The organism is Sphingobium cupriresistens, assembly GCF_004152865.1.
In the GTDB taxonomy this organism is placed as follows: domain Bacteria; phylum Pseudomonadota; class Alphaproteobacteria; order Sphingomonadales; family Sphingomonadaceae; genus Sphingobium; species Sphingobium cupriresistens.
Genome location: NZ_SEOO01000019.1, coordinates 1 through 25752 on the forward strand (window position 1 = coordinate 1; position 25752 = coordinate 25752).

Here is a 25752-nt window from a genome sequence, read left to right on the forward strand (position 1 = left end):
GGACATGCTTAGCCAAGCACGTCTCACGACCAAGGCCTGGCACCAATTCCTCGATGACTTTATCAACGATCCCGAGCTCGCCGCGCGCTTCAAGGCCCATAAGCCGCGGTAACAATCGGACGGTTACGGTGCATGTCTGGTATCTGGAAGTCTATGCCGACGCCTATGAATGGGTCGAGCTGCCCAATACGATCGGCATGAGCCAGTTTGCCGACGGCGGCCTGCTGGGATCGAAGCCCTATGCGGCGGGCGGCGCGTATATCAACAGGATGTCGGATTATTGCGGCACATGCCGCTATGACGTGAAGCAGCGGATTGGCGAAGATGCCTGTCCGTTCAATGCGCTCTACTGGGATTTCCTGGCGCGTAACGAGAGTGCGCTGGGACGCAATGTCCGGCTCGCCATGCCATACCGCAACTGGGCGCGGATGGACGAGCAGAACCGCGCCGCCACGCGGGCGCAGGCGGCGCGGTTCCTGGCTTCACTGGATTAGGCCGCGCCGCACAGCGCCAGCATCCGGTTGGCCAGTTCACGTTCGCCCATCACGACATGGGGGACGCCCAGCCCCTGAAGATAGTCGACCTCCGCATCGCTGTGCGCGCGGGCGACGACATCCAGATCAGGATTGAGGTGGCGGGCATGTTCGTGGATCGCCCCGCCCTCAAAGCCTTCGGGCACCGCGATCAGCAGGCGGCGCGCCTTGGTCACGCCGGCGGCGTTGAGATGGCGGTCCTCCAGCGCATTGCCGCGCACAACGGACAGGCCGGCCTCCTGCGCCTCATCCGCCTTCTCCGGGTCATCCTCTATCACGATGAAGGGGATGTCGCGCCGGGTGAGGCCAAGCGCGATCAGCTTGCCCACACGGCCATAGCCGATGAGTATGATATGGCCGACCGCGGGCCGGGCCGCAGCGACCCGTGCGGCTTCATCGTCCACCTCCTCCTGCTTGCGGTCGCGCACGACCAGCGAGAAGAGGATGGGATTGAGGAAGATCGACACGATCGCGCCGGCCAGGATCAGGTCGCGGGCGTCGGCCGGGAGGACGCCAAGCCCGGTGCCGAGCGAGGCGAGGATGAAGGAAAATTCGCCGATCTGCGCCAGGCTGACCGCGATGGTGAGCGCTGTGTCGTTGGGATAGCGGAACAGGCGGACGATGGCATAGGCGGCGATCGATTTGCCCACGACGATGATCGCGACGGTGGCCAGCAGCGGCAGCGGCTGTTCCCACAGGACGGCGGGATTGAACAACATGCCCACCGACACGAAGAACAGCACGGCGAAGGCGTCGCGCAGGGGGAGCGTTTCCTCCGTCGCGCGGCGGCTCAGGGGCGTTTCGCCCAGGATCATGCCGGCGAAGAAGGCGCCCAGCGCGAACGACACGTCGAACGCATAGGCCGCGCCGAACGCCACGCCCAGCGCGATCGCCAGGACCGCGAGGCGGAACAGCTCGCGCGATCCGGTGTGGACGACCCAGTGCAGCGCCCAGGGGATGACGCGGCGGCCCACCACCAGCATCAGCGCGACGAAGCCCGCGACCTTGAGCAGGGTGCCGACCAGCGGCGCGATCAACGCCCCCGCGCCCCCGCCCGCGTCGGCGCTGTTGATGACGTTGGCGAGCGCGGGCAGCAGGACGAGCGCCAGGACCATCACCAGATCCTCCACGATCAGCCAGCCGACCGCGACGCGGCCGCGCCGCGTTTCGACCAGGTCGCCGCCCTGGAGGGCGCGCAGCAGGACGACGGTGCTGGCGACCGAGAGCGCAAGGCCAAAGACGATCCCGCCCATCAGCGGCCAGCCCATGAGGTGAGAGAGGCCCATGCCGAGCAGGGTCGCCACCGCGATCTGCACCAGCGCGCCGGGCACCGCGATATTCTTGACCGAAAGAAGATCCTTGAGCGAAAAATGCAGGCCGACGCCGAACATCAGCAGGATGACGCCGATTTCGGCCAGTTCGTTGGCGAGGCCCGCATCGGCGACGAAGCCGGGGGTGAAGGGGCCGACCATGATGCCGGCGACGAGGTAGCCGACCAGCGGCGAGAGTTTGAGGCGATGGGCGATAGCGCCCATGATGAAGGCGACGACGAGACCGGCGACGATAGTGCCGATCAGGGGCGTGTGATGGGGCATGGGTGGCTTTCGATATGCGGCTGCCGACGGCGCGCTATGGGCCGCGCCGTCGTACAGTCTAACATGATTATTCTCGGACGGTCATCATCACCGCGGACAGACCTGCGGCGGCGACGGCCAGACCGGACATGACGGCGGGCATGAACCACCAGGGCGGGCGGCGACGGGTGCGCCGTGCTTTCCTGCGAGCCATGGGATGCTCCTTCTTCCGACGAATGCCCGCAAGGTGCGGGCGAAGACGCGAATCGTCAGGAAGCGGCAGGCGGCGCACGGGCGCGACGGGTGCGCGCCGGGGCGAAGGAACGGGGATTTTGGGAAGGACGAGCGGCGGAAGCGATCCGCCTAACGTGAAGGCCGGCCAGCAGGATGATCGCGAGGGCGAGAGCGAGAATCAGGGGCGGCGCGCCGTCGCCATCGGGGCGCGGCGCAGCGACTAACTGCGCGGCGGCCTGGGCGCGCGCCTTGAGCACGACGTCAGTGGTGGCGGGATTGAAAGCCGATCCCGTGGCGCGGCTGAGCGGTGGCCCCAGCGGCGCCAGCGCGGACAATAAAGTCACCAGAATCAGCGTCCACAAGGCGATCAGGACAGGCAGGCGCAGGATCGCGACCTTCCCATTCCATCCCTGCCCCATGGCGTGCCGCATATATAGTCGCTATCCCTTGTTCGCCGCCAAGATAGGCCTGGTGACGCGGTAAAACCACCCCCATCCTGCGCCGGGTAGTGTCTCAGTTTGAATTTTGACGCCTGCCCTGTCGCATCCGGCCGTCACTTCTTGTATGCTTAGCGGACAGGATGGAGGCGATATGGTAGGCTGGGAAAAGATATTGGCTATGCCGGGCGCGAGTGGCACCGCCGCCGACTTTGCTAGAATGACATCATTGTCGGAGGGGCATATCCGCCGTGTGCTTAATCACATGACTACTACCAAACAGGTTGCGCTTGTGAGTTCCTCTCCCAATGTGTGGCGCGTCTGATGCCTAAAGGCCCCCACGGAGAGAAGCGCCCCGCCGATGTGATCGGCAACGCCATCAAAATCGCCCGTATTGCTACGGGCGAGGAAGAGGATGAACGCGAGCCGCTCAAATCTGCCGCCGCCGAGCTAGGCAGCAAGGGCGGCAAGGCGCGGGCGCGATCCCTGAACGAAGCGGAGCGCAGCGCAATAGCGAAGAAGGCTGCATCTGCTAGGTGGAAAAAAGATTCCCCTGCTCCGGTTGAGAAAGAGCGTTCATAGCATCCTCGGACAGGAAGCCATCTGTAATTCCGCGCATAATGACGTAAGGCTGCATCGCAGGATTGCGAAAGCGATAGCGATGGGTTCGCGCGCCGCCCTGTTGAGTTAACACGTTGCCTCTCTTGGCACTCGCCAATTCTTTTAGATTATCGTTAAAATACTCGACTTTAGTCTCTTTCTTGAGAACTGATGACAGCGGGATTTCAACTTCTTTTGGTGTAAAGTAACCTACCTCATCAGACTGCGCCATCGCACACGCCATTAGAATCTGTCTATACCTTGCACGTGTATGATTGCTGTGAGTAGCCACTTGATATTCTGTCTTTAGGCTATTTTGGTTACTATTCACGACAGCATCAATTGCGGCGTCTGCATCGGCCTCACTAATTCTTAGCGACCTGCGATTTATGGCAGATAGAACAGCTTCCCGGCCTAAGCCATGAGCAAAGGCTGGCAAGCCTTTCGTGAGATTGATGATCTTCCATTTCGCATCGCCTTCAATCGTCATTCCCAGTTGCCGAATACGACCTTCCACAATGTCTTTGGTTTCTTCGGTGTCCATGCGGGGCATAAGCACCTCCTCTGTGCACCGAGTTATGGATTGATGGCCTTCAATGAGATCAGCCACGCTATCACTGATGCCGACTATAATGACGGTGGCTTTGATGCCATCATCCGATAGAGCCTTGATAGTTTCTGCCATCAATCGCGATGTATCTTTGTCTTGAACAAGGTTAAACTCGTCTATTACGATAATAGGAATATCATTTTCATTAAATAATGATAATTCACGCACGACATCTGACGGCTTAACCCCTTCTGAATAAAGATCAGATACAGTGTTCAGTCTCTGGCCATCTTCAGTATCTGCGATGAACTTTATTTCTCTAAAAACTTCCATCCATATTGTTGAAAATGTATCTGATGAGAATGCTGCCTTTCTAACATAACGCACTACAGAGGTTCGAACCGGAACCATTAGTTTGATAATTTGGGATATGGAGGTTTTACCAACACCCGGTTCGCCATAAATAATGGCATGGCGCCCGCGTTCTCCGATCACATCAAGCAGCTTTATTATCTGTTCACGACGCCCGGCGAACATATCAGCCAAGGTGATCGGGGCAGATGGCGTAAATAGCTCCGACGCCTCAAAACGCTTCGCTCGCCAATCATCCTCGGTCATCGCCTGCTTTGCCATATAAATGCCCTTACTTCTCTTAGTAAGGTGCATACTAAGGGAAGTGACGGTTGAAAAGGGTGAAATATGCTTGCAGATTTGAATTAAGTTCATTATGAAATCGATATGAACAAGCTGCCCCACGCCAAGCGCATCCAAATCCTCGCCATGCTGTGCGAAGGTTCCTCCATGCGCTCGATCAGTCGCGTTGCAGACGTGTCGATCAACACGGTTTCGAAGCTGCTGGTCGAAGCTGGCGAGGCAGCTCTGGCGATCCATGACGAAATGGTCCGCAACGTGAAGGCGTCGCGTATTCAGTGCGATGAAATCTGGTCGTTCTGCCATGCCAAGGAAAAGAACGTCGCAACGGCGAAGGCCGCGCCGGAAGGCGCTGGCGACGTGTGGACGTGGACCGCCATTGATGCCGATACGAAGCTGATCGTCGCCTATCATGTCGGCAATCGTTCTGGCGAAGATGCCATGTATCTCATGGATGATCTGCGCGGACGCCTCGCCAACCGCGTCCAGCTCACCACAGACGGGCATCGCGCCTATCTAGAGGCGGTGGAAGGGGCTTTCGGTGCGGACGTGGACTTTGCCCAGCTTGTGAAGCTCTACGGCCCTACGATTGCCGCGCCAGGCCGCTATAGCCCCGCTGAGTGCATTGGCGCGAAGAAGGTTCGCGTCGAAGGCAATCCCGACATCAAGCATGTCTCGACCAGTTATGTGGAGCGCCAGAACCTCACCATGCGCATGTCCATGCGTCGCTTTACCCGCCTCACCAACGCATTCTCAAAGAAGCTGGACAACCACATTCACGCGCTGGCGCTCTACTTCGTGTTCTACAACTTCACCCGCATCCATAAGACGCTGCGCATGTCGCCTGCGATGGCTGCTGGCATCACTGATCGCCTCTGGGCGCTGGATGATGTTATTGCCAAGATTGACGCCATGGCACCGGCCCCCAAGGCGCGCGGGCCTTACAAAAAGCGGGAGGCATGATATATAGGTGGCGAGCCAGCGGAAGCCGCGTCGTCACTTCGGGTGGTCGTGCGCCTAGGTCCGCTGGCTCGCCTGCCAAAATTCAAACTGAGACACTACCCTGCGCCGCCATCGGTTGACAGGTGCGAGTCATTCCACTAACGGGCCACATTCCCGCGCGGGTCGGCTAAGGCGTCATGTCTTTGGTGAGCTGCGTAAAGCAGATTTGAACGAGAAGAGACAAGCCATGTTCGCTATCGTGCGCACAGGCGGCAAGCAGTATCGCGTCGCCGCCGGAGACAAGATCGTCGTTGAAAAGATGGCTGGCGAAGCCGGCGACCAGGTGACGCTGGGCGATGTCCTGCTGGCCGGCGAAGGCGGCGACCTGAAGGACGTAGCCAAGTTGACCGTTGCGGCGGAAATCATCGCGCAGGCGAAGGGCGAGAAGGTCATCGTCTTCAAGAAGCGTCGCCGTCACAATTATCGCCGCAAGAACGGCCATCGCCAGAATCACACGATCCTGCGCATCCTGTCGATCGGCGGCGAAAGCAAGAAGGCCGACAAGGCCGCCGCCAAGACCCAAGACGCAGCGCCGGCTGCTGCCGAAGCCTGATCGCTTCCGGCCAGATATTCCAGGAGTTTAGACAATGGCACATAAAAAAGCTGGCGGTTCGTCGCGCAACGGTCGCGATTCTGAGTCGAAGCGCCTTGGCGTGAAGAAGTTCGGCGGTCAGGAAGTGATCGGCGGCAACATCATCATTCGCCAGCGCGGCACGCGCGTCTATCCGGGCCGCAATGTCGGCATCGGCAAGGACCACACGCTGTTCGCGCTGAACGAAGGCCGCGTGGTATTCCACACCGGCAAGCTTGGCCGCAAATATGTGTCGGTCGATGCACTGGCCCAGGCGGCCGAATAACGGACGATCGATGACGGATCGTCCCCCGCAATAGGGGCGATCCTCCCGGTAGGGCTTTGACAGCAACTGCCGGTTTTCGAGGGAAACAAGGGGCGCTCCTTTCATGGGAGCGCCCCTTTTCCGTTGCCCGTTCCTTGCCGGAACGATGCTGACAGACAAGGGTGCATTTCTCTTCCGATTTCCCTCAAGCCTCTGGAACTCCACGTCTTCTCGCGCGTCTTGCGGGCGGGGATTCATCCAGAACCGCGCGTCGCGAAGTCGTCATGATTGGCGGCTAAGGGCGCAGACAAGAGGAGAGACGAGAATGTTTGCCCGTACCCCCCGCCTGCTCCTGCGTCCGGGCTGGATGGAAGATGCCGCCACGCTGGCCCAGACGATCAACGACCCGGCGATTCTGCGCAACCTGTCGCGCGCGCCCAGCCCCTATGGACTGGACGACGCGCAGGCGTTTCTGGCCCTGCCGCAGCATCCGCACCTGCCGCGCCTGCTGGCCTTCACCCGCACCCAGGGCGCGCCGCGCCTGGTCGGCGGATGCGGCGTGCATCTGGACGAGGATGGCGCGCCGGAACTGGGCTATTGGATCGCCCGTCCCTATTGGGGCCTGGGCTTTGCCACCGAGGCCGCCCGCGCCGTGCTGGGCATGGCGCGCGCCAACGGCGTCCGCGCCATCCGCGCCAGCCATTTCGCCGACAATCGCGCGTCGGGCAACGTCCTGCGCAAGCTCGGCTTCCGCTTCACCGGGCAGACCGCGCGGCGCTACAGCCTGGGCCGCGACGCTATGGTCGATTGCCTGTTGTTCGAGGAAGGCGATGCGGGGCGGCAGGATAATGACCCGGCCATGGACCTGTACCGCGATGCAGTGGTGCCGATGGCGGCCTGATTGGGCGCCTCCCTTTACAGGGGAAGCGCTTTAGGTCGATCGAACAGCCGCGTCGGCTTCCCGCCCAGTTCGGTGTCGGTCAGCATCTGGAAACCCAGTTTCTCGGCGACCTTGATCGAGGCCATATTGCCGGGATCGATGATGCAGCGGATAGACGGCGCTTCCAGATTGGCGTCGCTCCAGGCGAGGATCGCCTGCATCGCTTCGGTGGCGATCCCCCTGCCCCAGGCTGGCGGACCGAGCACCCAGCCGGCTTCCGGCACGCCCTCCAGTTCGGCAAGGCCCCTTTCGGCGTTCAGCAGGCCCGCTTCCCCCAGGAAGGCGCCGCTGTCGCGCTCCTCGATCACCCACATGCCATAGCCGAGCAGCGACCACATGCCGGCATAGCGCAGGATGCGGAACCAGACCGCCTGGCTGTCGAGCGGGACGCCGCCAATGTGGCGCACGACGGCCGGGTCGGCCCAGAGCGCGCGGCAGGCGTCATAATCCTCGACCCTGTGGGGGCGGAGGATCAGGCGGGTGGCTTCGAGTGCGGGGGCATCGGTCATGCGCCGATAAGAGCCCCCTGCCCGCGTCCGGTCAAGCGGTCGAAGGCAATGCGCCGTCCGGCTGCGCATTGGCGTAGGGGCTGTCGGCGAGAGCGATGAGCGCGCGGTCGTCGATCGCCCACGGATGGAAGCCGGGCAGGAAATAGCCCAGCCACGGCCGCACGACCCGGCGCACGATACCGGGCCGCACCAGCGCATAGCGCAGCAGCCCGCCCCAGGCGCGTCGCCCGGTAATGCCGTCCTGCCGCAACAGGTCCATCATCCCGCGAGCGCGGTGGTGGAGGAAATGCCTGGTCACGACCAGCATCATCGCCGTCTTGACCCACCAGCGTTTGACGCGGCTCCAGTCGCGCGTGGCATGGACCCAGGTGTCGTGCGCCACGCCCTTATGCTCGATCTCCTCGATCGCGTGCCAGCGCCACAGCGCCGCGCTCTCCGGGTCGGCGCCGTCGAGATGGCGCGGGTCGCGAAGCAGTTCATGGGCGAGGATGGCGGTGAAATGCTCCAGCGCCATGGTCGCGGCCAGGCTGGCGATCGGCGGGCGCTGTTTGGCCAAGTCCAGCACCATCGTCACATCGGCGTCGAGGCGGGATACGTCATAGCCATGGTCGGTCACCTGCCGGTTGAAGGCGATATGTTCGCGGCTGTGGACGACTTCCTGCTTGGTGAAGGCGGCGATCTCGCCCGCCAGCCGGTCCGGCGCGCCGTCGCGGAAAGCGCGGACGCTTTCGATGAAAAAGGCTTCGCCGCGCGGGAAGGTGATCGACAGCGCATTGAAGAAAGCCGTGGCGATCGGGTCGCCGTTCAGCCAATGTCGCGCTGTTGCACGGTCTCGCCCGAAACGGCGGTCGCGCGGCGTGATGGTGAGGTCGGTCGGGGTCATGGGGATGTCTCCGGTCGTTACTTACATTGATGTAAATAAGAGTTGCTTACAATCATGTCAATAAAACGCGCGCGCCTCAGCCCGGATGAAAGCCGCCTCATCGCCGTGGAGGCGGCCCGCGACCTGCTGATCGAGGCGGGTCCGCAGGCGGTGACGCTGAAGGCCGTGGCGGGGCGGGTCGGACGGACGCACGCCAATCTGCTGCACCATTTCGGATCGGCGGCGGGATTGCAGAAGGCGCTGGCGGCGCATCTGGCCGACACGATCACCGCCAAGATCGGCGAGGCGGTGGACGCGGCGCGGCGCGGCGAGGTCAGCCCGCGCACGATCGTCGACATGACCTTCGATGCGTTCGATCGGGAAGGCGCAGGCGCGCTGGCGAGCTGGATGCTGGCGTCAGGAAATGAGGATGCGCTGGACCCGGTGGTGGAGGCGATCCACCGGCTGGTCGACAAGCTGGCGGCGAGCGCGCTGACCCCGCATCTGGCCGAACTGATCCGGGACAATACGCTGATGCTGGTGCTGCTGGCGCTGGGCGATTCGCAGCTGGGCGGCGCGATGGCCGCCGCGCTTGCCCTGCCGCGCGAAAAAGCGCGCGAAATCGCCACGCGCAGCCTGACTTTCGCGCTGATGCAGGAGGCTGCTGCCATAGCGGCGCAGGCCAAGGTTTAACTTTTCCCCTTTTGCGGTTATGGGCCGCCCATGCATTTTCTCGATCAAGCCAAAATCTATATCAAATCCGGCTGGGGCGGCCCCGGCGCGGTCAGTTTTCGCCGCGAAAAATATGAGGAATATGGCGGTCCCGACGGCGGCAATGGCGGCAAGGGCGGCGACATCATCTTCGAAGCGGTGCAGGGCCTCAATACCCTGATCGACTTCCGCTATACCCAGCATTTCAAGGCGCAGCGCGGCACGCCCGGCATGGGCAAGAACCGCTATGGCGCAGGCGGCAAGGATCTGATCATCAAGGTGCCGGTCGGCACCCAGATATTGTCCGACCCCAAGCCGATCGAAGGCAGCGAGGACGAGGACGGCAATTGCGACTATGAGGACCAGGACGTCCTGGCCGACTTCACCGAGGTCGGGCAGCGCGTCACCTTCCTGCGTGGCGGCGACGGCGGCCGGGGCAACATGTCCTACAAGACCAGCACCAATCGCGCGCCGCGCCAGCATGGCACGGGCTGGCCGGGGCAGGAAATGTGGGTGTGGCTGCGGCTGAAGCTGCTGGCCGATGTCGGGCTGGTGGGGATGCCGAATGCGGGCAAGTCTACGCTCATCAATCAGGTGACCAACACCAAGGCGAAGGTCGGCGCCTATGCTTTCACCACCACCAAGCCGCAACTGGGCGTGGTGTTGCACCGCGACCGCGAGTTCGTGCTGGCGGATATTCCCGGCCTGATCGCCGGCGCAGCCGAGGGCGTGGGCATCGGCGATCGCTTCCTGGGGCATATCGAGCGGTGCCGCGTGCTGCTGCACCTGATCGACGCGACCACCGACGATCCGATCGAGGCCTTTCATATCGTCACCGAGGAATTGGCCGCTTATGGCGAGGGGCTGGACGAAAAGCCGCAGATCGTCGTGCTCAACAAGGGCGACCTGCTGGGGCAGGAGCTGATGGAGGATATTGCCGGCCAACTGCGTGACGAGGCGGGCGTCGAGGACGTGTTCATCATCTCCGGCGCGACCGGCGAGGGCGTGGGCGCGCTGCTCGACGCGGTGCTGCTGGTAATGGACGAGGATGCGCGCGACGCGGAAAGCGAGGGCGCGGACGAGGGCGACGGGACATGGTCGCCGATCTGACGGCGCCATAGCCCTACCTCCCTTTGGTTCGAGCCTGTCGAGAACCATGCGCGAGGGTTCTCGACAAGCTCGAACCGAACGGATGTTGTTTTAGACCGCCATGAACGCCTTCTCCGGTTTCCCCCCTGCCCTCGTCCGCCGCCTGGTCGTCAAGATCGGCTCCGCGCTACTCGTCGATCCGGCGGGCGCGGTGCGGGTGGACTGGCTGCGCACGCTGGTCGCCGATGTCGCGGTGCGTCGCGCGGCGGGGCAGCAGGTCATCATCGTGTCGTCGGGCGCGATCGCGCTGGGCGCGCGGCGGCTGAAGCTGCCCAAGGGCGGGCGCGGGTCGTTGGAGGATGCGCAGGCCGCGGCGGCGACGGGGCAGATCGCCCTCTCGCAATGCTGGGCCAGCCTGCTCGACGAAAAGGGCATCACCGCAGCCCAAATGCTGGTGACGCTGGACGACCTGGAAAATCGCCGCCGATACCTGAATGCATCAGCCACGCTGGAACGGCTGATGGCGCTCAATGTCGTGCCGGTGGTCAATGAGAATGACAGCGTGGCGACGGCCGAAATCCGCTTCGGCGACAATGACCGGCTGGCGGCGCGCATCGGACAGGCGGCACGGGCTGACGCGGTTGTGCTGCTTTCCGATGTTGATGGGCTTTACACCGCCAACCCGCACGCCGATGCCAGCGCCATGCTGATAGAGACGATAGAGACGATCGACGCGCGGATCGCTGCGATGGCCGACGACGGGTCGGCGTCCGGCATGGGGTCGGGCGGCATGGTGTCGAAAATCCAGGCGGCGCGGATCGCGACCGGTGCGGGCGCGCATCTGGCGATCATTTCGGGCAAGGTCGACGCGCCGCTGTCGCATTGGGCAGGTGGCGGCAAAGGGTCGATCTTCCTGGCCGCCCAAGGAAAAGGCGCGCGCAAGGGCTGGCTGGCCGGTCGTTTGACCACGCGCGGGCGGATCATCGTCGATGCAGGCGCGGAAAAGGCGTTGGACAAGGGCAACAGCCTGCTGCCCGCTGGCGTCGCCAGTGTCGAAGGCGTATTCGATCGCGGCGACGTGGTCGACATCGTCGCGCAGGACGGCCGGGTGATCGCGCGCGGGCTGATCGAATATGACAGCGAGGCCGCCGTGAAGATCGCGGGCAAGCGCAGCGAGGATATCGCTGCGCTGCTGGGTGAAATGCCGCGATCGGTGCTGGTCCATCGCGACCATATGGCGATGGTCTGAGAGACATGCAGCAGATGCGGATCGCCATGACGGGCGCGACGGGGTTCGTCGGCGCCGAGACTTTGGAGCAGGCGTTGGCGGACGGACTGCGCGTCAATGCGCTGACCCGCCGGGCGCAGCCGCCGCGCGCGAAGCTGAAATGGGTGCATGGGTCGCTGGACGATGCCGCCGCGCTCGATGCGCTGGTGCGCGACGCCGATGCGGTGATCCATATCGCAGGCGTGGTGAACGCGCCCGACCGCGAGGGTTTTGAGGCGGGCAATGCGCGCGGCACGATGGCGGTGGTCGATGCGATGCGGAAACGCGGGATCAAGAGGCTGATCCATGTGTCATCGCTGGCGGCGCGCGAGCCGGGCCTGTCCGACTATGGATGGTCCAAGGAACTGGCCGAGAAGCATGTGAAGGCGAGCGGGCTGGATTGGACGATCGTCCGCCCGCCAGCGATTTACGGGCCGGGCGACAAGGAAATGCTGGAGCTTTTCCGCATGGCCAAGCGCGGCATCATGCTGCTGCCGCCGGGCGGGCGCTTGTCGGTGATCCATGTGCGCGATCTGGCGGCGCTGTTGCTGGCGTTGACGCAGGAGCGCGAGAACAGCCTGACGCGCACTTATGAGGTGGATGACGGCACGCCGGGCGGCTGGGATCATCAGGATTTCGGGGCCGCGATCGGCCAGGCTGTAGGGCGGACGGTGCGGACCTTCGCCACGCCGGGATGGCTGCTGAACATCGCGGCGCGGACCGACCGGATGGTGCGCGGTAAAAAGGCCAAGCTGACGCCGGATCGGGTCGATTATTTCTGCCATCCCGACTGGGTCGTCGCCAAGCGCAAGCAGCCGCCCAAGCGGCTATGGTTGCCGCAAGTGAAGACGCAGGATGGGTTGACGGCGACGGTGGCGGCCTATCGGGAGAAGGGGTGGCTGTAACCGAACGGAGGTTACTGGTTTTCCATCGCAGGCTTCTTCGCCCGCTGTTCCGCCAGAAATTCGCTGATCGCCTGGCCGCTGGCGTTGAGCAGCGGGTAGGTGCGGGCGTCCGACAGCCAGTCGGGGCGGCGCGCGCCGCTGCCGTAGAATGTGTCATAGACCAGGCTGAAGGCGAGAAAGAGCAGGGTCGCGCCGATCAGCCCTTTGACCGCGCCGAAGCCGCCGCCCAGCACCCGGTCGACCGGTCCCAGCACCGATTGGCGGGTTCGGCGGCCGATGGCGTGGGCGATCATCTTGCCCGCGCCGAAAGTGACGCCGAACACCAGCACCAGCGCCAGGATCGCCGCCCCGCTGGGGGCGCCAACAAAGGGCGTCAGCACTTCGGCGACGGAGGCGTGGAACAGGCGGATGCAGAAGATCGCCAGCACCCAGGCGATGAGCGAGAGGGTTTCCAGCACGAAACCACGCATGAGGCCCAGCACGGCGCAACCCCCGATGGCGAGCAGGACGGATATGTCGATGGCGTTCATTGCCAGCGTGGCTATCCGCGTCCCAGCATCTGGTCAACAAGCTGCGCGAGGGTACGGAAACCACTGACTGCGATTCCCTTCACCCCGTCGGCCGCGGCGGCGGGGAGGAAAGCGCGGTTGAAGCCGAGCTTGGCCGCTTCGCGCAGCCGCAGCGGGGCATGGGCGACAGGGCGGATTTCGCTCGATAGCGCAATCTCGCCGAACAGGATAACGTCCGACGGCAACGGCTTTTCCGACAGGGCCGACACCAGAGCGGCGGCGACGGCCAAGTCCGCGGCGGGATCGGACAGGCGATAGCCGCCCGCGACGTTCAGATAGACTTCGCAGGTCGAGAAGCTGAGGCCGCAGCGCGCCTCCAGCACGGCCAGCACCATGGCCAGCCGCCCGCTGTCCCAGCCGACCACCGCACGCCGGGGCGTGGCGCCGCTCGACAGGCGCACGACCAGCGCCTGGATTTCGACCAGCACCGGCCGCGTCCCTTCCAGCGCGGGAAAGACGGTCGCGCCCGTCACCGTCTCGTCGCGCTGGGTCAGGAACAGGGCCGAGGGGTTGGCGACTTCCTCCAGCCCCTCGGCCACCATGGCGAAGACGCCAATCTCGTCCGTGCCGCCGAAGCGGTTCTTGATCGCGCGCAGGATGCGATATCGGTGACTGCGCTCCCCTTCGAACGCCAGCACGGTGTCGACCATATGTTCCAGTACGCGCGGGCCGGCGATGCTGCCATCCTTGGTCACATGGCCAACCAGGATCAGCGCGGTGCCGCGCTGCTTGGCGAATTTGATGAGTTCCTGGGACGAGGCCCGGACCTGGCTGACGGTGCCCGGCGCGCCCTCGATCAGGTCGCTATGCATGGTCTGGATCGAATCGATCACCAGCAGGGCGGGCGGCGGCCCTTCGCTCAGGGTCGTCAGGATGTCGCGCACCGACGTCGCGCTGGCGAGCATGACCGGCGCATTGCCCAGGCCCAGTCGCTGCGCGCGCAAGCGGACCTGGTCGGTCGCTTCCTCGCCGCTGATATAGGCCACCGATAGACCGCGCGCGGCGACCCGCGCCGCTGCCTGCAACAGCAGGGTCGATTTGCCGATGCCCGGATCACCGCCGATCAGCGTCGCGGAGCCCGCGACGATACCGCCGCCCAGCGCCCGGTCGAACTCCGCGATGCCGGTGCTGGTGCGCGGCGGCAGTTCGACCTTGCTGTCGAGGCCGATCAGCGCGATCGCGCGGCCGCCATTTTGCAGATCGTGGCGCGAGGAGAAGACGGTTTCGGCCGCTTCCTCGACGATGCTGTTCCACTCGCCGCAATCCTCGCACTGGCCCTGCCAGCGGGCCGCGACGGCGCCGCATTGCTGACAGACGAATTTGCGCTTTGCCTTAGCCATGGTCACGATATGGCGGGCAAGTGCGAACAATGCAAGAACATCGATCGCGCCGCTGGAAACATCCGGCGCGCTGGCGCATTGTTACGGCCATGAAAACTATTCGCGTCGCGAGCTATAATATCCGCAAGGCCATCGGCACCGACCGGCGGCGGATGCCCGAACGAGTGCTGGAGGTGCTGGCGGAGGTCGACGCCGATATTATCGCTTTGCAGGAGGCCGACCGGCGTTTCGGCGTGCGGTCGGCTGCTATCCCGCCACGGCTGATGGACAGCCAGAGCGATTATAAAGCGGTGCCGCTGGACGTGCAGGCCGATTCGATGGGCTGGCACGGCAATGCGCTGTTGGTGCGCAAGAGCGCCGAACTGGGCGCGCATGACGTGCTGCACCTGCCCTATCTGGAGCCGCGCGGCGCGACCATGGCGGAGGTGACAACGGGCGGCGCGAGCGTGCGCGTGTTCGGGATGCATCTCGACCTGTCGGGACTGTGGCGACGCAAGCAGGCCGCCGCGGTGATCCATGCCGCGGCTCAGGGCGCGGCGATGCCTACGGTGCTGATGGGCGACTTGAATGAATGGAGCGCGGGGCGTGGCTGCCTGGCCGACTTTGCGCGGCACTATAGTTTCGCGCCCTGCGGCCGGAGCTTCCATGCGCGGCGGCCGGTGGCGCGGCTCGACCGGATCATGCATTGCGGCAAGCTGACGCTCAAGGATTGCGGCGTCCATGAAAGCGGTGCGGCGAGGAAGGCGTCGGACCATCTGCCGATCTGGGCCGAGTTTGCGGTTGGGTAGCCGCTGCCTCCGTTGTTTTGACTTGTCGGCCTCGACAAGTCCGCCGCCCTCTGCGACGTTTGCCCCATGAAGGAGCGGGAATTGCGCCTGGCGCTGGTCTGCTACGGCGGCATCAGCCTGGCGATCTACATGCATGGCATCACCAAGGAGGTGTGGCATCTGGCGCGCGCCAGCCGCGCCTTTCATGAGGGCGCGCCGGGCGACGGCGGCGGCAGCGAGGCGGTCTATGCCCAGGCGCTGGCGGCGATGGAGGCGGCCAGCGGCGTGCGGCTGCGCGTGATGCCGGACATCATCGCGGGCGCCAGCGCGGGCGGGATCAACGGCATCTTCCTGGCGCAGGCGATCGAGACGGGTCAGTCGCTGGAGCCGCTGACACGCATGTGGCTGGACAATGCCGATGTCGACCGGCTGCTGGACCCCGACGCGCGCCCGGCCCGCGCCATGACCAAATTCTGGGCGACGCCCCTGGTCTGGATGGCGGCGCGGCGGCCAGGCGATGCGGTGGAGCGCACCGTGGCCCCGGACACGCGCGAAGAAGTGCGGATGAAACTCTCCCGTTTCATCCGGTCGCGCTGGTTCGAGCCACCCTTTGGCGGGGAGATATTCTCCACCATGTTGGTCGACGCCTTTGACGCGATGGCGGCGACCGGCAATGGTCCGCCGCTGCTACCCGACGGGCATCCGCTGGACCTGTTCGTCACCGTCACCGATTTCGAGGGGCATCCGCAAAGCCTGAACCTCAACAGCCCGCCGCAGGTGATCGAGACCGAGCATCGGCTGTCGATCGGCTTCAAGGCGCGCGGACGCGGGGAGCGACCGTTCGCCGATCCGGCCGAACTGGTGTTCGCGGCGCGCGCGACCGCCAGCTTCCCCGGCGCCTTCCCGCCCTTCACCGTGCGCGAACTGGACCGGGTGTTGAAGCGCCGCCATCGCGCCTGGCCGACGCGCGATGCCTTTCTGGGCCGCGCCCTGCCCCGCCATGCCGCGCGCGGGACAGCCGAGGACGCGGTGCTGATCGACGGATCGGTGCTGGCCAATGCCCCCTTCGCGCAGGCGATCGGCGCGCTGAAGAACCGGCCGTCGCGGCGGGAGGTGGACCGGCGCTTCGTCTATATCGATCCCAAGCCGGGGCACCGTTCCATCCGCCTGAACAAGGAGGGCGAGCAGCAGGATGCGCCAACTGGGGCGGACACGCCGCTGCCTGGCTTCTTCCGCACGATTTTCGGCGCGCTGTCGGACATTCCGCGCGAACAGCCGATCCGCGACAATCTGGAGGCGATCGACCGGCACAGCACGCGCATCCGGCGGATGCGGCGGATATTGGACGCGCTGCGTCCCGGCATCGAGGTGGAGGTGGAGAGCGCGATCGGCAAGATGCTGTTCCTGGACCGGCCGACGCCCACGCGCCTGTCCGCCTGGCGCGCCAAGGCGCAGCAGCGGGCGGCGAGCGCGGCGGGCTTCGCCTATCCGGCCTATGGGCACCTGAAATTGTCGGGCATTGTCGAATCGCTCTGCGCGCTGCTGTTCCGCCTGAGCGGCGAAGACAGCGCCATGATGCGCGAAAGCTATCGCCAGGCGATCTGGGCCGATATCCGCAAGGATGGCGCCGACCAGTTGAGCGCTGAGAGCGGTTCGGCCTCCGCCCCGGTCGCCTTCTTCCGCGCCCACGACCTGGCCTTTCGCATCCGCCGCCTGCGCTATCTGGCGCGGCGACTGGCCGACACGCTGGAACTGGACGCGCAGGCCGACGATCCTGCGGTGCAGGGGATGCACGACGCCATCTATGGCGCGCTGACGCTCTATGCCGAATGCGAGGATAGCGACTTTCATGGCCCCGACGTCGCCGCGGCGGCCAAGGCGGTGTCGACCGATGCCGCCGCCGCGCTGGCGGCGGTGGCACAGGCGTGGGGGTTGAAGGCGCGGGACGAGGCGGCCGACCAGATGCTGGCGGACGCCTTCGCGGCGCTGCCCAAGACGGGGCGGCGGACGATGCTGCTCGCCTATCTGGGCTTTCCCTTCACCGATATCGCCACCCTACCGTTGCTCCAGGGTGACACTCTGGATGAATATGATCCGGTGAAAGTCGACCGGATTTCGCCGGAAGATTGTGGCGCGATACGCGGCGGTGGCGCGGCCGCCACACTCAAGGGCATTGAATTCAACAACTTCGGCGCGTTCTTTAGCAGGGTCTATCGCGAGAATGACTATCTGTGGGGCCGATTGCACGGCGCCGAGCGGCTTCTGGACATCGTGATTTCGGCAATGCCCGCAGCAAGCCGCCTTTCGCCCGACGCTCTGGCCGACTATAGGCGGGCCGCGTTTCTGGCGATCCTGGACGAAGAAGAGTCGCGGCTGCCCCATGTAGCCGATTTGATCGCCAGCTTGCGGGAGGAGATCGGGTGAGCGGGCGTTTGGGTCTGGTTCCTGTGGTGCTGATGCTGGCCTTGGTCGCCGGTTGTCGCGGCTCGTCCGCCGACAATGCCCAGGCCGACAATCGCCCGTCGCAGCCAGTCGCCACCGTCGCCTCGATCGAACCAGAAGCCGCCCCCCTGCAGCCCCCCGTCGAACCCGTCATCGCGCCGGTGAAGGCGTTACCGGTCGTAACCGTGCGCGCGCAACCGGCGCCGCGCAACGCGCTGGACCTGCCGCCGTCCGACGATGGCGGGTCGGCGCTGCCCTTTCCGCAGGAAGTCACCAGCTTCATGGTGGGCCGCGACGGATGTGACCATTTTCGTGGCGAAGAACCCCATGACGCCGAACGGCGCGCCTATATCGCCGAAAATATCGCCGAATTGTGCAGCGGCACCGACGCGAAGCTGGCGATGCTGCGGCGGCGCTATGCGGGCGATCGGTCTGTGACGGCGGCCTTGCGGGGTTATGAGGACCGGATCGAGGGCGTCTCCAACTACTGAATGCTCAATCCGCCAGCGCGTCGATCGCATGGGCGAGGTCGATGTCGCGTTGTGACAGGCCGCCCGCGTCATGGGTGGTGAGAAGAATGTCCACCCTGTTATAGACATTCGACCATTCGGGATGATGATCCGCCTTTTCGGCCAGGATCGCGACCCGCGTCATGAAGCCGAAGGCGCCGACGAAATCGGTGAAGGTGAAGCGGCGCGATATGCCTTCCGGCTCCGCCACGCTGGTCCATTGCGGCAGGTCGGCCAGCGCGACGGCGCGATCCTCTTCGCTCAGTTTGCCAATCATGTCCCTATCCTCATGAAATGCCTTGGGGCCTGAAATGCCTTGGGTTATGTGGCAGGCATGTCGCACCCCGGTCAACCGCTCCGCTTCGCCCCGACCCCCCAGGAGATCGAGACGCTCGCGCTGGAGGCGCTCAGTCGCCTGCCCGACCCGTTCAACGCGCATCTGTCCGATGTCGTGCTGTTCGTGGAGGAGTTCGCGCCAGCCGACATCTTGAAGGAAATGGAGATTGACGACCCGTTCGGCCTGACCGGCCTGTATAGCGGCCGTCCGGTGGGCCAGGAGGCGCAGACCGGGGACGTGCCCCCGACCGTACATCTGTTCCGCCGCCCGCTGCTCGACGAATGGGTCGAAACCGGCGTGCCGCTCGACGCGCTCATCACCCATGTTGTGGTGCATGAGATCGGCCATCATTTCGGCCTGTCCGACATCGATATGCATGTGCTGGAGGATATGGTCGCCTCATGAGCGGGGCGGCGCTGCGCCTGCACGGGCTGGCCTGTTTGCGCGGGGGGCGGATGCTGTTCCGGGACGTTGATTTGTCGCTGACGGCGGGGGGCGGCGCGTTGCTGACCGGTCCCAATGGCGTGGGCAAGTCCAGCCTGTTGCGAGTCATCGCCGGGCTGCTGCCGGCCTTTGCAGGCACGGTGGAGCGAACCGGCGGGATCGCGCTGACCGACGAGCGTCTGGCGCTGGACGCCGACCTGCCGTTGCGCCCAGCGCTCGATTTCTGGGCTAGGCTGGATCGGGCCGACGGCCAGGCGGTGGCGGCGGCGCTGGACGCGATGGCGCTGACAGCGCTGGCCGAGGTGCCGGTGCGGATGCTGTCGACCGGGCAGCGCAAGCGTGCGATGCTGGCGCGGGTGATCGCCAGCGGGGCGGCGATCTGGCTGCTGGACGAGCCGGGCAACGGGCTGGACACGGCGTCCACGGCGTTGCTGGGCGCGGCGGTGGCGACGCATCTGGCGGCGGGCGGGATCGTGGTCGCAGCCTCCCACCAGCCGCTGCCGATCGACGCGCCGGTGCTGATCGTGCTCGGCGACTATCAGGCGGAGCCGGCATGAGGCTGCTCTGGCTGCTCGCCGCGCGGGATTTGCGCCAGGCCTGGGCGTCGGCGGGGCTGTGGCTGCCGGTCGCGTTCCTGCTGCTGGTCGCCAGCCTCTACCCCTTTGCGGTCGGGCCGGATGCCGCGCTGCTGGGGCGCACCGGCGGCGGAATGCTGTGGATCGCCGCGCTGCTCGCCAGCCTGTTGCCGGTCGACCGGCTGGTCGCGCCGGACCGGGACAGCGGCGTGCTGGACCAGATCGCGCTGCGCGGCATCGGCGAGGAAATGGTGGTGATCGCCCGGCTGGCGGCGCATTGGCTGGGCTTCGGCCCGCCGCTGATGCTCGCTACCCTGCCCGCCGCGACGCTGCTGAAGCTGGACGGGGCGACGATCATGCAACTGGAGATCGGGCTTTTGATCGGCACGCCCGCGCTGGCGGCGCTGGGGCTGCTGGTGGCGACGCTGACCGCCGGGCTGCGATCGAGCGGCGCGCTCGCGGGATTGCTGGCGCTGCCGCTGGCGGTGCCGCTGCTGATTTTTGGCGCGGGGACGCTGGGCGATGGCAGCGGCGCAGCGCTGAAGTTCTTGGGCGCGGCGTCGCTGCTGATGGTGGCGATCACGCCCTTCGCTGGCGGGGCGGCGATCCGGGCGGGGCGGGAATAGGCATTTCGCGACGTGACTCCCGTTCATTGACGAACGGCGGCGAATCTGGCAATTTCCCTTACGGCAGCCGAGAGAACATCGGCGCCAGGAGAGGATGCTCATGAACCGAATTCAGACGAATTCCGGCAATATCTTTCATGCGCTGCTGATGCGATGCCTGGCTGACCGGCATCAGCCGACTGACGAGGAGATCGACCTTGTCGCGGGCAAGATATGGCATGAGAGCCGCGGATCGGCGACCGGCCAGCCCTGGCTGGACGTAGCGCGCGGCAGCGATGCGCACCGGCAGATGATCCAGGCGGCGACGATGGCGCTTACCCCCTAAGCGCGAGAGACGGCGCCGCTGCGATAGCCAAGGCGGGTCACCTGCCCAATCGCCATTTGCAGGGATGAGAGGGCGAGCCTCTGTCCCCTCCTCCTTTGCGCCTGCTCGACATCGCCCTGCCCTTGCGCCAAAGGCGGCGGATGTTCGGTATCGTCGCATCCATCCTGTTCGTCCTGATCTGGTCAACCGGCTTCATCGTCGCGCGGGCGGTGGTGCCGCATGGCGCGCCGGAACTGATCCTGGCGGTGCGCCTGACCGCAACGACGCTATTGCTGGGCGGGGCGGCTCTTTACGCGCGGCAGGCGTGGCCAAGGGGCAAGCGGCTGGGACTGCATCTGGCGGCGGGGGCGATGCTGCACGGCCTGTACCTGACCGTCAGTTGGTGGGCGGTCGGCCGCGGGATGCCGGCCGGGATCATGTCGCTGCTCGGCGCGACCCAGCCTTTGATGGTGGCGGTGGCGAGCGTCGCGCTGATGGGAGAGCGGTTGCCGGGGCGCAACTGGGTCGGGCTGGCGATCGCAATCGGCGGGGTTGTGTGCGTGCTGCTGCCTGCGCTGGAGCGCAGCAGCGCGGGGGCGACCGGGCTGGTCCCGGTGGTGGCGGGGGTGATCGCGGTGATCGCCATGACCGGCGGGACGCTGATCCAGCGCGGCCAGATTGCGGGCGACCCGATCCTGATGTCCGGCGCGGTGCAGAATTTGGGCGGGGCGATGGTGGCGATCGCCGCGACGCTGATCGTGGCCGAATGGCGCTGGGACAATGATCCTATGTTGTGGATCGGCCTTGGCTGGTCGGTGCTGGGGCTGTCGGCGGCGGGGCTGTCGCTGCTGGTGTGGCTGGTGCGGCATCAGGGGCCGACGCGCATGTCGATGCTGTTGCTGCTGGTGCCGCCGCTGGCCGCGATCGAAGCGTGGCTGCTGTTTGGCGAGCGGCTGGGGCCGGTGCAGATCGTGGGTTTCGCGCTGGCGCTGGGCGGCGTATTGCTGGGCCGGTCGCAGGGCAGGAAGGCCGAGTTGGTCGAGCCGGCCTGAACGGCGCGGTCTTGGAATAGCCCGTCACGCAACCGTCATTTTCTGCAACATCGCTGTCATGAGCGCGCGATAAGGGGCGGCATGAGCAAGCGCCCGCCTTCCCTTCCCGCCCAGGCCCATGACATGCGGATGCAGATGGCGCTGCGACAGATTGATTTCGGCGCAGCGCCGCGCCTGGCTGCACCCGCGCCCGCCCTCAAGCCGCAGGCTGCCGAAGATAGTCTGGCGCTGAAGCGGCGCGACTGGCTGCTGTCGGTGCAGGAGCGGCAGCGGGCGCTGTCCCCCTATGCTTCGGGCCTGTTGACCGCCGAAAATCTGTCGGGCGAGGATTTCCTGCACAGCTTCTACGCGCCGGGGCGGCCAGTGCTGATCAAGGGCGCCATGGCGGACTGGCCGGCGCTGGAGCGGTGGACGCCTGATTATCTGGCCGAAACGATCGGCGACGCGCAGATCGAATATCAGGGCGGGCGATCAGGCGCGCAGGATTATGAGCTGAAGAAGGATCGGCACCGCAAGCGCGCGCCCTTCCGCCAGTTCATTGCCCTGGCGCGGGCGGGTGGCAACGACGCCTATCTGACCGCGTCGAACAGCGCCGCCAATGCGCCGGCGCTGGCGCCGCTGGCGGCGGACCTGGGACATCTCGACGCCTATCTGACGCGCGCGCCGGGTATGGTCTGGATCGGCGGCGAAGGCACGTTCACGCCGCTGCACTTCGACCTGACCAACAATCTGCTGGCGCAGGTGACGGGGACCAAGCGCGTGATCCTGATCCCGCCGTCGCAGACGCAGCGGCTGGCGCACACGTCGCATGTGTTCAGCGATGTACGCGATATTACCGATCCCGCGCGGTTGGCGCTCTACCAGCAGGCGCAGGACGTGCTGCGCTATGAGGTGCTGCTGACGCCGGGCGACCTGCTGTTCGTGCCCATAGGCTGGTGGCATCAGGTGCGGTCGGAGAGTTTCGCGACCATGCTGACCTATACCGGCTTCCATTGGGACAATGGCGGGCATGAGAGCTATCCGGCTGGGTAGTCGCCCAATGGCCCGACCTCATTCTTCCCACCGAAACGGACCGGGTTGCGTCTTCGCCCAAAGGCTCCATCACCTATGCTTCCGCTGTCGAAACGACAGGGGGAACGATGATGTTCGCGATTCGCTTAATGGCCATTGCTTGTTGCGTAACGCTGCCTGGATGTGCCGGTCTTGTGACGGCGTGGAAAAGTGATCCGTTACAGGTCTATGCTATGGAGAATCCGGCCGTTTACACAATGACCGGCGATCGCCGGACGGCCGTGTTGATGGACACGAATACGGCAAGGCGCTTCTGCGCGGAATCTCTGCCGGATGCCGCGGTCGCTTATGGCGCGACATCCACTGCCGGACTCACAGCGAAGGGAATAGACGCAAAATTCTCCGACGCCGTGACCGCCACTTTGCTCCAGACGTTTCAGCGAACACAGGATGCTGAAATCTATCGTCAGATGGGTTGGAATAGCTGCCTGGCCTGGGCGCAGGGCGCGATCACATCCGAGCAATATCATGCGCTTTTGCAGCTGATGGTCACAGGCGGTCTGGATACCATGAAAAAACGCGCGGAACCTGCCCCAATAGCGGCGCCAGCGCCATCTCCGGCGGCCGCAGGCGCCGGGCCAGTCAAAGCCCCGGTCGGCAGAGACTGACCGCCAGTAAAGCCCTACCCCTCGCGCAATTGTTCGTGGTGGCGGATCACCTCGTCGATGATGAAGCGCAGGAATTTTTCGGTGAAGTCGGGATCGAGCTTCGCATCCTGCGCCAACTGGCGCAGGCGGGCGATCTGGCGCTCTTCTCGGCCAGGATCAGCGGGGGGCAGATCGTGAGTCGCCTTATGCTCGCCGACCGCCTGGGTGACCTTGAACCGTTCGGCCAGCATGAACACCAGCGCCGCGTCGATATTGTCGATGCTTTCGCGATAGCGGTTCAAAGTCTCGTCCACGTGGGGCCTCCGGTTCCAGATGGCGCGCTTTTTGCCGCATCCGGCGCGTCGCGCAAGCTATTCCCGCTTGCCTTTCACATTTTGCATCGCCACATGGGCGCGGTCATGACAGCACCCGCCCCCGGTAACGTCCACCCGATCGGCCGCGCCAACAGCGCCCCCTCGCTCGCCCCCATCATGGCGCTCGTCGCCGACGGCATGAACCAGGTCAATGCCGTGATCCTGGACCGGATGCAGTCGCGCATCCCGCTGATCCCGGAATTGGCCGGCCACCTGATCGCGGGCGGCGGCAAGCGATTGCGGCCGATGCTGACCTTGGCCTGCGCCGACCTGGTCGGCTATGCCGGGTCGCGCCATTACAAATTGTCCGCCGCGGTCGAGTTCATCCACACCGCCACGCTGCTGCACGACGATGTCGTCGACGGATCGGGGCTTCGGCGGGGGCGCAAGACCGCGAACATCATCTGGGGCAACAGCGCCAGCGTGCTGGTGGGCGACTTCCTCTTCTCCCGTTCCTTCGAGTTGATGGTGGAAGCCGAGTCGCTCAAGGTGCTCAAGATCCTGGCCAATGCGTCGGCGGTGATCGCGGAGGGCGAGGTCAACCAGTTGACCGCGCAGCGCAAGATCGACACCAGCGAAGAACAATATCTGGACATTATCGGCGCCAAGACCGCCGCCCTGTTCGCCGCCGCCTGTCGCATTTCCGCCGTTGTCGCCGACCGCGACGAGGCGGAGGAGCAGGCGCTGGACGTTTATGGCCGCAATCTGGGCATCGCATTCCAGTTGATCGACGATGCGATCGATTATGAATCGGACGGCGCGACCATGGGCAAGGATGCGGGCGACGATTTCCGCGACGGCAAGGTGACGTTGCCGGTGATCCTGGCATATGCGCGTGGGGATGAGGCGGATCGCGCTTTCTGGAAGGCGGCGATCGCGGGCCACAAGATCAGCGACGAAGACCTGACCCATGCAACCGGCCTGCTCCGCCAGACCGGGGCGATCGCCGACACGCTGGCGCGCGCGCGCCATTATGGCCAGCGGGCGATTGACGCGCTGGGGCGCTTCGAGGCCGGCAAGGCCAAAGCGGCCCTTACCGAAGCGGTGGAGTTCGCTATAGCGCGCGCCTATTGAGGGAATAAGCGGGTTTGCTCGTTTCCTGTCGCGATACTGACTTTAATGGTCCGTTCGTCCTGAGTAGCCACTGAGCGAAGTCGAAGTGGCGTATCGAAGGATTGAGCTTGGCGCGGATGCTTCGATATGGGGCTTCGACTTCGCTCAGCCCCTACTCAGCACGAACGGGAGCATAATAAGGCTTCCTGGTCTTGATCCTGTCCCCCGAAACCATCGCCTTCCTCATGGCCGCAGCAACGATGGCCGGGTGCATCGACGCGATGGCGGGCGGCGGCGGGCTGATTACTCTGCCCGCGCTGATGGCCGCTGGCATACCGCCGGTGCAGGCGGTGGCGACCAACAAGCTGCAAAGCTGTTTCGGCACCTTTGGCGCGTGCGTCGCCTATGCGCGGCGCGGGCATATGGACCTTAAAACCTACAAGGGGCCGATCATCGCCGCCTTTGTCGGGTCGGTGGCCGGAGCATGGCTGTTGCAGCGGGTCGATCCGTCGATCCTGGCCGGGCTGATGCCCGCGCTGCTGGTCGCGATGGCCGCCTATTTCACCTTCTCGCCCAAGCTGGGCGACGCCGATCGCCATGCGCGGGTCGGCATGGCGGGCCTGACGGGCCTTGTCGGCGTAGTGGGCTTCTATGACGGCTTTTTCGGGCCGGGCGCGGGCGCCTTCTACACCACCATCTTGCTGGCGCTCGGCGGCCTGTCGATCCTACGCGCGACGGCCCAGACTAAGGCCGCCAATTTCGCGAGCAATGTCGCGGGCCTGCTGACCATGGTCGCGGGTGGCCATGTGATCTGGGTCGCGGGCCTGTGTATGGCGGTGGGCAGCCTGTTCGGCGGGCAGATCGGGTCGCATCTGGCGATGCGGTTCGGGTCGCGGCTGATCAAGCCGCTGCTGATCATCATGTCGCTGGCGCTGACCGCCAAGATGCTGCTGGACCCGCAGAACCCGATCCATATCTATCTGTTCGGATGATGCTCCGGCC

At 65.0% G+C, this 25752-nt stretch carries 31 protein-coding genes and 1 pseudogene; 22 read left to right on the forward strand and 10 right to left on the reverse strand.

Annotated elements, in window-relative coordinates:
• Positions 1-128 precede the first annotated feature (128 nt).
• Positions 129-494 (forward strand): annotated as a pseudogene (locus EWH12_RS12405) (cryptochrome/photolyase family protein); the annotation flags it as partial.
• Here EWH12_RS12405 and ybaL read toward each other — a convergent pair.
• The 3 genes from ybaL to EWH12_RS12415 form a co-directional block, all read right to left on the reverse strand.
• Complete coding sequence (gene ybaL, locus EWH12_RS12410) at positions 491-2128, reverse strand: YbaL family putative K(+) efflux transporter (protein WP_066604006.1); 1638 nt, start codon at positions 2126-2128, stop codon at positions 491-493. The pseudogene EWH12_RS12405 and the gene ybaL sit on opposite strands and share 4 nt — an antisense overlap.
• 67 nt (positions 2129-2195) lie before the next feature.
• Positions 2196-2321: a hypothetical protein gene (locus EWH12_RS22905; protein WP_277986027.1), complete on the reverse strand. Its 126-nt coding sequence runs from the start codon at positions 2319-2321 to the stop codon at positions 2196-2198.
• A 55-nt stretch (positions 2322-2376) separates the two neighbouring features.
• Positions 2377-2772: a hypothetical protein gene (locus tag EWH12_RS12415; RefSeq protein WP_066604008.1), complete on the reverse strand. Its 396-nt coding sequence runs from the start codon at positions 2770-2772 to the stop codon at positions 2377-2379.
• A 330-nt stretch (positions 2773-3102) separates the two neighbouring features.
• Between EWH12_RS12415 and EWH12_RS12420 the strand changes: the two genes are divergently transcribed.
• Positions 3103-3360 carry an RNA-binding protein gene (locus EWH12_RS12420; RefSeq protein ID WP_129926781.1) on the forward strand — a complete coding sequence of 86 codons (258 nt, stop codon included), beginning with the start codon at positions 3103-3105 and terminating at the stop codon, positions 3358-3360.
• Here EWH12_RS12420 and EWH12_RS12425 read toward each other — a convergent pair.
• On the reverse strand, positions 3311-4561 hold the full coding sequence (locus tag EWH12_RS12425; protein WP_165363625.1) for an nSTAND1 domain-containing NTPase: 1251 nt from the start codon (positions 4559-4561) through the stop codon (positions 3311-3313). The genes EWH12_RS12420 and EWH12_RS12425 overlap by 50 nt on opposite strands.
• Positions 4562-4666: 105 nt before the next feature.
• Here EWH12_RS12425 and EWH12_RS12430 point away from each other — a divergent pair, with 105 nt between their 5' ends.
• The 4 genes from EWH12_RS12430 (at position 4667) to EWH12_RS12445 (ending at position 7318) form a co-directional block, all read left to right on the forward strand.
• A complete protein-coding gene (locus EWH12_RS12430; protein ID WP_129926783.1) occupies positions 4667-5542 on the forward strand; it encodes a DDE-type integrase/transposase/recombinase in 876 nt (291 codons plus the stop codon).
• Between the two features lie 226 nt (positions 5543-5768).
• The gene (rplU, locus tag EWH12_RS12435) at positions 5769-6134 is read left to right on the forward strand and encodes a 50S ribosomal protein L21 (protein ID WP_066604011.1); all 366 of its coding nucleotides are present in this window, start codon (positions 5769-5771) and stop codon (positions 6132-6134) included.
• 34 nt (positions 6135-6168) lie between these two features.
• Positions 6169-6438: a 50S ribosomal protein L27 gene (gene rpmA, locus EWH12_RS12440; RefSeq protein WP_066604014.1), complete on the forward strand. Its 270-nt coding sequence runs from the start codon at positions 6169-6171 to the stop codon at positions 6436-6438.
• A gap of 304 nt (positions 6439-6742) precedes the next feature.
• The gene (locus EWH12_RS12445) at positions 6743-7318 is read left to right on the forward strand and encodes a GNAT family N-acetyltransferase (RefSeq protein ID WP_129926784.1); all 576 of its coding nucleotides are present in this window, start codon (positions 6743-6745) and stop codon (positions 7316-7318) included.
• 14 nt (positions 7319-7332) lie between these two features.
• On the opposite strand, the gene EWH12_RS12450 is transcribed toward EWH12_RS12445, so the two are convergent.
• Together EWH12_RS12450 and EWH12_RS12455 are read right to left on the reverse strand one after the other, a co-directional pair.
• The gene (locus EWH12_RS12450) at positions 7333-7866 is read right to left on the reverse strand and encodes a GNAT family N-acetyltransferase (protein WP_129926785.1); all 534 of its coding nucleotides are present in this window, start codon (positions 7864-7866) and stop codon (positions 7333-7335) included.
• Between the two features lie 31 nt (positions 7867-7897).
• Positions 7898-8749, reverse strand: a complete 852-nt coding sequence (locus EWH12_RS12455) for a metal-dependent hydrolase (RefSeq protein WP_066604032.1) — start codon at positions 8747-8749, stop codon at positions 7898-7900.
• Between the two features lie 54 nt (positions 8750-8803).
• Between EWH12_RS12455 and EWH12_RS12460 the strand changes: the two genes are divergently transcribed.
• The 4 genes from EWH12_RS12460 (at position 8804) to EWH12_RS12475 (ending at position 12700) form a co-directional block, all read left to right on the forward strand.
• Positions 8804-9421, forward strand: coding sequence for a TetR/AcrR family transcriptional regulator (locus EWH12_RS12460; protein ID WP_066604035.1), 618 nt, complete (start codon positions 8804-8806; stop codon positions 9419-9421).
• Positions 9422-9451: 30 nt separating this feature from the next.
• Positions 9452-10549 (forward strand): GTPase ObgE, encoded by a 1098-nt coding sequence (gene obgE, locus EWH12_RS12465; RefSeq protein WP_066604038.1) that lies wholly within the window; start codon positions 9452-9454, stop codon positions 10547-10549.
• Between the two features lie 100 nt (positions 10550-10649).
• Positions 10650-11777 carry a glutamate 5-kinase gene (proB, locus tag EWH12_RS12470; protein WP_066604040.1) on the forward strand — a complete coding sequence of 376 codons (1128 nt, stop codon included), beginning with the start codon at positions 10650-10652 and terminating at the stop codon, positions 11775-11777.
• A 26-nt stretch (positions 11778-11803) separates the two neighbouring features.
• Positions 11804-12700, forward strand: a complete 897-nt coding sequence (locus EWH12_RS12475; RefSeq protein ID WP_129926825.1) for an NAD-dependent epimerase/dehydratase family protein — start codon at positions 11804-11806, stop codon at positions 12698-12700.
• An 11-nt stretch (positions 12701-12711) separates the two neighbouring features.
• Here the strand turns inward: EWH12_RS12475 and EWH12_RS12480 are convergent, their stop codons facing one another.
• Positions 12712-13230: a CvpA family protein gene (locus tag EWH12_RS12480; RefSeq protein WP_129926786.1), complete on the reverse strand. Its 519-nt coding sequence runs from the start codon at positions 13228-13230 to the stop codon at positions 12712-12714.
• An 11-nt stretch (positions 13231-13241) separates the two neighbouring features.
• Positions 13242-14609: a DNA repair protein RadA gene (radA, locus tag EWH12_RS12485; protein ID WP_129926787.1), complete on the reverse strand. Its 1368-nt coding sequence runs from the start codon at positions 14607-14609 to the stop codon at positions 13242-13244.
• Between the two features lie 89 nt (positions 14610-14698).
• Here radA and EWH12_RS12490 point away from each other — a divergent pair, with 89 nt between their 5' ends.
• The 3 genes from EWH12_RS12490 to EWH12_RS12500 all read left to right on the forward strand — a co-directional run bounded on the left by EWH12_RS12490 (position 14699) and on the right by EWH12_RS12500 (position 18309).
• Positions 14699-15397 (forward strand): endonuclease/exonuclease/phosphatase family protein, encoded by a 699-nt coding sequence (locus tag EWH12_RS12490; RefSeq protein ID WP_129926788.1) that lies wholly within the window; start codon positions 14699-14701, stop codon positions 15395-15397.
• Between the two features lie 66 nt (positions 15398-15463).
• On the forward strand, positions 15464-17800 hold the full coding sequence (locus EWH12_RS12495) for a patatin-like protein (RefSeq protein WP_129926789.1): 2337 nt from the start codon (positions 15464-15466) through the stop codon (positions 17798-17800).
• A 29-nt stretch (positions 17801-17829) separates the two neighbouring features.
• A complete protein-coding gene (locus tag EWH12_RS12500; protein WP_129926826.1) occupies positions 17830-18309 on the forward strand; it encodes a hypothetical protein in 480 nt (159 codons plus the stop codon).
• 4 nt (positions 18310-18313) lie between these two features.
• Here the strand turns inward: EWH12_RS12500 and EWH12_RS22910 are convergent, their stop codons facing one another.
• Positions 18314-18766 carry a 4a-hydroxytetrahydrobiopterin dehydratase gene (locus EWH12_RS22910; RefSeq protein WP_269076437.1) on the reverse strand — a complete coding sequence of 151 codons (453 nt, stop codon included), beginning with the start codon at positions 18764-18766 and terminating at the stop codon, positions 18314-18316.
• On the opposite strand from EWH12_RS22910, the gene EWH12_RS12510 reads away from it, so the two are divergent.
• The 7 genes from EWH12_RS12510 (at position 18662) to EWH12_RS12540 (ending at position 23344) form a co-directional block, all read left to right on the forward strand.
• A complete protein-coding gene (locus EWH12_RS12510; protein ID WP_066604047.1) occupies positions 18662-19069 on the forward strand; it encodes a metallopeptidase family protein in 408 nt (135 codons plus the stop codon). The genes EWH12_RS22910 and EWH12_RS12510 overlap by 105 nt on opposite strands.
• Positions 19066-19665, forward strand: coding sequence for a heme ABC exporter ATP-binding protein CcmA (ccmA, locus tag EWH12_RS12515; RefSeq protein WP_066604050.1), 600 nt, complete (start codon positions 19066-19068; stop codon positions 19663-19665). Before EWH12_RS12510 ends, ccmA begins: the two co-directional genes overlap by 4 nt.
• Positions 19662-20309, forward strand: coding sequence for a heme exporter protein CcmB (locus EWH12_RS12520; RefSeq protein ID WP_129926790.1), 648 nt, complete (start codon positions 19662-19664; stop codon positions 20307-20309). The genes ccmA and EWH12_RS12520 overlap by 4 nt, the downstream gene beginning before the upstream one ends.
• 100 nt (positions 20310-20409) lie before the next feature.
• Positions 20410-20634: a hypothetical protein gene (locus EWH12_RS12525; protein ID WP_066604055.1), complete on the forward strand. Its 225-nt coding sequence runs from the start codon at positions 20410-20412 to the stop codon at positions 20632-20634.
• A gap of 140 nt (positions 20635-20774) precedes the next feature.
• Positions 20775-21665 (forward strand): DMT family transporter, encoded by an 891-nt coding sequence (locus tag EWH12_RS12530; RefSeq protein ID WP_129926791.1) that lies wholly within the window; start codon positions 20775-20777, stop codon positions 21663-21665.
• 81 nt (positions 21666-21746) lie between these two features.
• On the forward strand, positions 21747-22697 hold the full coding sequence (locus EWH12_RS12535; RefSeq protein WP_129926792.1) for a cupin-like domain-containing protein: 951 nt from the start codon (positions 21747-21749) through the stop codon (positions 22695-22697).
• Between the two features lie 107 nt (positions 22698-22804).
• Positions 22805-23344 (forward strand): hypothetical protein, encoded by a 540-nt coding sequence (locus EWH12_RS12540; protein ID WP_129926793.1) that lies wholly within the window; start codon positions 22805-22807, stop codon positions 23342-23344.
• 14 nt (positions 23345-23358) lie between these two features.
• On the opposite strand, the gene EWH12_RS12545 is transcribed toward EWH12_RS12540, so the two are convergent.
• Positions 23359-23637: a chorismate mutase gene (locus EWH12_RS12545; protein WP_066604061.1), complete on the reverse strand. Its 279-nt coding sequence runs from the start codon at positions 23635-23637 to the stop codon at positions 23359-23361.
• 105 nt (positions 23638-23742) lie between these two features.
• On the opposite strand from EWH12_RS12545, the gene EWH12_RS12550 reads away from it, so the two are divergent.
• Complete coding sequence (locus EWH12_RS12550; protein WP_129926794.1) at positions 23743-24771, forward strand: polyprenyl synthetase family protein; 1029 nt, start codon at positions 23743-23745, stop codon at positions 24769-24771.
• 191 nt (positions 24772-24962) lie between these two features.
• Entirely contained in the window at positions 24963-25742 is a 780-nt protein-coding gene (locus tag EWH12_RS12555) for a TSUP family transporter (protein ID WP_066604064.1), read from the forward strand.
• Positions 25743-25752 lie beyond the last annotated feature (10 nt).